The sequence below is a fragment of the Mesorhizobium sp. M7A.F.Ca.CA.001.08.2.1 genome (assembly GCF_003998455.1).
Classification (GTDB): Bacteria; Pseudomonadota; Alphaproteobacteria; order Rhizobiales; family Rhizobiaceae; genus Mesorhizobium; species Mesorhizobium ciceri.
The window spans coordinates 1-5758 of record NZ_RZPW01000391.1; the positions used below are offsets into that span (position 1 = coordinate 1).

Genomic DNA, 5758 nt, shown 5'->3' on the forward strand with positions numbered 1-5758 from the left:
GCAGCGCGAACACCGCCGGCGGCGCCATGCGGTTGGTCAGCAGCCAAAAGAACAGGTGCTTGTCGCCGAGGAAGCGGTAGCGCGAGAAGGCGTAGGCTGCCGGCAGCGCGGCAGCCACCGAAATCACCATATTCATCACCACATAGGTGATCGAGTTGATGTAGCCCGAGTACCAGGAGGCGTCGGTGAAGATGGTGACGTAGTTGGCGAGCGTCGGCTGGTGCGGATAGAGCGTCAGCGAGGAGACGATCTCGGCATTGGTCTTGAAGCTCATGTTGATGAGCCAGTAGATCGGCAGCAAAAGCACGACGATGTAGATCGTCGGCACGATCCACCACCAGCGCGATTCCTCGCCGCGTTTGCGCATCAGCCGGGCGACCTGATCCTGCGAGAGTGTGCTCGCCAGTTTGCCCGCTGCTGTGGTCTCGCTCACTCTATCGGCTCTTTCGTTGGCGCCGGTCATCTCAGCGCTCCGCGTCGTAGTTGGTCATCACGGTGTAGAAGACCCATGACAGCAGAAGGACGATGAGGAAGTAGACCAGCGACATGGCTGCGGCCGGACCGAGGTCGAACTGGCCGAGCGCGGTCTTGACGAGGTCGATCGACAGGAATGTCGTCGAGTTGCCGGGACCGCCGCCCGTCACCACGAAGGGTTCGGTATAGATCATGAATGAGTCCATGAAGCGAAGCAGCACGGCGATCAGCAGCACCCTGTTCATCTTCGGCAGCTGGATGTAGCGGAACACCGCCCAGCGCGAGGCGCCATCGATCTTGGCCGCCTGATAGAAGGCATCCGGAATGGAGACCAGGCCGGCATAGCAGAGCAGCACGACGAGGCTGGTCCAGTGCCAGACATCCATGATGATGACGGTGACCCAGGCATCGAACGGGTCCTGCACATAGTTGTAGTCGATGCCGAGCGCGTTGACGTAGTAGCCGAGCAGGCCGATGTCGTTGCGGCCGAAGACCTGCCAGATGGTGCCGACGACGTTCCACGGAATCAGCAGCGGCAGCGCCATCAGGACCAGGCAGACCGGCACGCCCCAGCCCTTTTTCGGCATGTTGAGCGCAATGAAGATGCCGAGCGGCACTTCGATGGCCAGGATGATGAAGGAGAAGATCAGGTTGCGGACCATCGCTTCCCAGAAACGGCTGGAAGACAGCAGTTCCTCGAACCATTCGGTGCCGGCCCAGAAGAAGACGTTGTTGCCGAAAGTGTCCTGCACCGAATAGTTGACGACGGTCATCAGCGGGATGACCGCCGAGAACGCCACCAGCACCAGCACCGGCAGCACCAGGAACCAGGCCTTGTTGTTCCAGGTCTTTTCCATCTATGCCCCCATCTCGACGCGCCAGGAATCGGCATAGATGTTGATGCCGGCCGGCTCGAACCGCACCTTCGGATCGGCCGGCACGGTCTCGTCCTCGCCGATGACGGCCGCAATCTCGCGGCCTTCGAGCTTGGCGCGGACCACCTTGTGGCGGCCGAGATCCTCGACCTTGCTGACCTGCACGGCCATGCCGTCGCGGCCAAGCCGGACATATTCGGGACGGATGCCGAGTTCGATGGCGCCGCTGCCCGCTTTTGGCGCGCCCGGCAGTTCGATGCGCTGCGAGCCGAGCGTCGCCGTCTTGCCGTCGATGGCCACCGGCATGACGTTCATGCCGGGCGAGCCGATGAAATAACCGACAAAGGTATGGCGTGGCCGTTCGAACAGTTCGGCCGGCGTGCCGATCTGGACGATGCCGCCGTCATACATGACCACGACCTGGTCGGCGAAGGTCAGCGCCTCGGTCTGGTCGTGGGTCACATAGACCATGGTGTAGCCGAAGCGGCGGTGCAGCTGCTTCAGCTGCGAGCGCAGCACCCATTTCATATGCGGGTCGATGACGGTCAGCGGCTCGTCGAACAGGATGGCGTTGACGTCGGAGCGCACCAGCCCGCGGCCGAGCGAGATCTTCTGCTTCTGGTCGGCGGTCAGGCCCCTCGCCTTCTTCTTCGCCCAGGACGCCAGGTCGATCATCTCCAGCGTCTCGCGCACCTTGCGGTCGACATCGGCTTCCGGCACGCCGCGATTGCGCAGCGGGAAGGCCAGATTGTCGTAGACGGTCATGGTGTCGTAGATGACCGGGAACTGGAACACCTGCGCGATATTGCGCTCCTGCGTCGACAAATTGGTCACGTCCTTGCCGTTGAACAGCAACTGACCGCGCGACGGGTGCAGCAATCCCGAAATGATGTTGAGCAGCGTGGTCTTGCCGCAGCCCGATGGCCCGAGCAGCGCATAGGCGCCGCCGTCCTCGAAGGTGTGGTGCACTTCCCTGAGCGCGAAATCGGCATCCTTCCGAGGGTTCGGCAGATAGGAATGCCTGACATGGTTGACGTCTATGCGTGCCATATCTTTCCCCTCAAGCCGCCAGCTTCGGCGCGGCCACGGCACGGCCGTGCTCGTCGAAGACCATGATGTGGCGCGGATCGATGAACACCTCGATCTCGGCGTCGGGTTCGAAGTCGCGGATGCCGTGGCTCAGCATCACCCAGCGTGCATCCGCGAAATCGAGATGGATGAAGCTTTCCGAGCCGGTGATTTCGGTGATCGTCACCTTGGCGCGCACCGGCACAGCGGCGGCATTGGGCCGATCGAGCGACAGGTGATGCGGCTGAAAACCGACCGTGTACATGGCATCGGCAATGCCGGCGAGATCGGCGGGCACCGGCAGTTTGACCCCACCTTCCAGCAGGAAATCCCCACCTTTCTTGGCCAGCACGATGGTGTTGAGCGGCGGGTCGGCGAAAGTCTTGGCCGTCACCAGATCGACCGGTTTGCGGAACACGTCGATGGTCGGTCCGAACTGGGTGATGCGCCCTTCGGAAAGCGTCGCCGTGTTGCCGCCGAGCAGCAGCGCTTCGTGCGGCTCGGTCGTGGCGTAGACGAAGATGGTGCCGGCGGCGGCGAAGATCCTGGGCAATTCGGCGCGCAGTTCCTCGCGCAATTTGTAGTCGAGATTGGCGAGCGGTTCGTCGAGCAGCACCAGGCTGGCGTTCTTGACGATGGCGCGCGCCAGTGCGGTGCGCTGCTGCTGGCCACCGGACAGGCTCAGCGGCGTGCGGTCGAGATAGGGCGTCAGCTTGAGAAGTGCTGCGGCATGGCGCACTTCCTTGTCGATCTTCGCCTGATCGGTTCCCGCCACCCTGAGCGGCGAGGCGATGTTCTCGTAGACGGTCATCGCCGGATAGTTGATGAACTGCTGGTAGACCATGGCGATCTTGCGCTTCTGCACCGGCACGCCGGTGACATTCTGGCCGTCGAACCAGATCGAACCGGAGGTTGGCACGTCGAGGCCGGCCATCAGCCGCATCAGGCTGGTCTTGCCCGAAAGCGTCGGTCCGAGCAGGACATTGAGCGAGCCGTGCTGGAGCGTCAGCGACACATCGCTTATATGCGCGACAGCACCGACCGTCTTGGTGACGTTTCTCAGTTCCAGCATGACGCCTCCTCCCAGGCCTTCCGCATCAGCTCAAACCCCTCTTCATTCGGCAGCCGCGACATGGCGCCGGCTTATGCCGTGCATGAATTCATCGAGAGCCGCCACCTGCTCGCGGCTGAGATGCAGACCGCGCTTGGTACGGCGCCACAATACATCTTCCGATGTGACGGCCCATTCGTTTTGAACGAGATAGCGCACCTCGGCCTCGTAGAGATCGGCGCCGAAGTTGCGGCCGAGATCGACGTTCGATTTGGCCAGCCCCAGCAGCATCCTTGCGCGGGTGCCATAGAGCCGGGTCAGCCGGCGAGCCAGGCGCGCGTCGAGGAACGGATAGGCAGTCTTCAGTTTCGCCACTTCGGCATCGAAACCGGTGGCCGGGAAATCGCCGCCCGGCAACGGCGCGTTTGCCGTCCACGGCTTGCCGCGTTTACCCAGAAAACCCTCGATCTTTTCCAGCATCGATTCCGACAGCCGGCGATAGGTGGTGATCTTGCCGCCGAAGGCGTTGACGATCGGGGCGGCACCCTCGCCGCCATCGGCCTTGAGCACATAGTCGCGCGTCGCTTCCTGCGCCTTGGAGGCTCCGTCATCATAGAGCGGACGGACGGCGGAATAGGTCCAGACGATGTCCGAGCGCTTGACGGCTTCAGCGAAATATTCGCTTGCTGCGGCGCAGAGATAGTCGATCTCGGTGTCGCTGATCCTCACGTCATGCGGATCACCGGGATAATCCTGGTCCGTGGTGCCGATCAGGGTGAACTCTTCCTCATAGGGAATAGCGAAGATGATGCGACCATCCCTGTTCTGGAAGAAATAGGCGCGCGGATCGTCGAATTTCCTGGCGATGACGATGTGGCTGCCCTGCACGAGGCGGACATTGTGCACATCGTTGAGGCCGACGACGCCGGAAAGCACATGATCGACCCAGGGGCCGGCGGCATTGACCAGCAGTCGCGCCTTGATCTCCTCGGTCTCGCCGGTCTGCAGATCCTCGACCTGGACCGTCCACAAGCCGTTTTCGCGGCGCGCGCCGGTCACTTTCGTGCGGGTGCGGACCGTTGCGCCGCGTTCGGCCGCATCACGTGCATTCAGCGCCACCAGCCGCGCATCATTGACCCAGCCATCCGAATATTCGAAGGCCTTCTTGAATAGCGGCTTCAAAGGCTTGCCGGCCGGATCCCTGGCCATGTCCAGCGTCCGGGTCGCCGGCAGCAATTTGCGCCCGCCAATGTGGTCGTAGAGGAAGAGACCGAGCCTGATCAGCCAGGCCGGGCGCAGGCCCTTGGCATAGGGCAGCACGAAGCGCATCGGCCAGATGATGTGCGGCGCGTTCTTCCACAGAACCTCGCGCTCCATCAGCGCTTCGCGCACCAGGCGGAATTCGTAGAATTCGAGGTAGCGCAGGCCGCCATGGATCAATTTGGTCGAGCCCGAGGAAGTCCCGCTGGCGAGGTCGTTCATCTCGGCGAGAAAGACGGAAAAGCCACGCCCGACGGCGTCGCGGGCGATACCGCAGCCATTGATGCCGCCGCCTATGACGAAAATGTCACGGATCGGAGATGCGTCCACAAATTCCTCCAGCGATTTCGCATTGCACCATTTTTGGGCTTTTACGAAACCGTGTCGGAATTATTTCGAAATGATAACGAATGTCAAACGAAATATCACGGGCGCGTGATATCAGCTGAAAACCGCCTAGGCGAGCGACGTCTCGATCAGCTGAACCTCGGCCTCCTGGCAGATCTTGCGCACCGAGGGGATGTCGCAGCGGTCAGTGATGAAGGTGTTGACCTGCGACAGATGGCCGATGCGCACCGGTGCGGTTCGCTCGAATTTGGTCTGGTCGGAAACCAGGATGACATGCCTTGCATTGGCGATGATCGCCTGCGCCACCTTGACCTCGCGAAAATCGAAGTCGAGCAAGGCCCCGTCATGGTCGATGGCGGATGCGCCGATCACCGCGTAATCGACCTTGAACTGCCTGATGAAATCGACCGCCGCCTCGCCGACCACACCGCCATCGGAACCGCGCACGACACCACCGGCGATCACCACTTCGATCGACGGATATATCCGCATCCTATTGGCAACATTGATGTTATTGGTGATGACCATGAGACCGTTGTGATCGAGCAACGCCTTGCTGACTGACTCGGTCGTGGTGCCGATGTTGATGAACAGCGAGGCGTTGTCGGGGATCAGCCTGGCTGCCGCACGGCCGATCGCCTCCTTCTCGTCGGCGGCAATCTTGCGTCTCGCCTCATACTCC

General features: G+C 61.8%; 5 protein-coding genes and 1 pseudogene. All 6 read right to left on the reverse strand.

Annotation, left to right across the window (positions count from 1 at the left end):
- Positions 1-463: pseudogene (locus tag EN914_RS21590) on the reverse strand (carbohydrate ABC transporter permease); the annotation flags it as partial.
- Between the two features lies 1 nt (position 464).
- Entirely contained in the window at positions 465-1331 is an 867-nt protein-coding gene (locus EN914_RS21595) for a carbohydrate ABC transporter permease (RefSeq protein ID WP_013531810.1), read from the reverse strand.
- Positions 1332-2399, reverse strand: a complete 1068-nt coding sequence (locus tag EN914_RS21600; protein WP_024503496.1) for an ABC transporter ATP-binding protein — start codon at positions 2397-2399, stop codon at positions 1332-1334.
- 10 nt (positions 2400-2409) lie between these two features.
- Positions 2410-3489 carry an ABC transporter ATP-binding protein gene (locus EN914_RS21605; protein WP_024503497.1) on the reverse strand — a complete coding sequence of 360 codons (1080 nt, stop codon included), beginning with the start codon at positions 3487-3489 and terminating at the stop codon, positions 2410-2412.
- Between the two features lie 42 nt (positions 3490-3531).
- Positions 3532-5058, reverse strand: coding sequence for a glycerol-3-phosphate dehydrogenase (glpD, locus tag EN914_RS21610; protein WP_024503498.1), 1527 nt, complete (start codon positions 5056-5058; stop codon positions 3532-3534).
- A gap of 126 nt (positions 5059-5184) precedes the next feature.
- Positions 5185-5758, reverse strand: a 574-nt coding sequence (locus tag EN914_RS21615; RefSeq protein WP_164778837.1) for a DeoR/GlpR family DNA-binding transcription regulator, incomplete at its 5' end; no start/stop codon positions are given.

Coding starts and splice junctions, on each gene's coding strand:
- EN914_RS21605 (WP_024503497.1), bottom strand. CDS start 3,489: ATGCTGGAACTGAGAAACGTCACCAAGACGGTCGGTGCTGTCGCGCAT.
- EN914_RS21595 (WP_013531810.1), bottom strand. CDS start 1,331: ATGGAAAAGACCTGGAACAACAAGGCCTGGTTCCTGGTGCTGCCGGTG.
- EN914_RS21600 (WP_024503496.1), bottom strand. CDS start 2,399: ATGGCACGCATAGACGTCAACCATGTCAGGCATTCCTATCTGCCGAAC.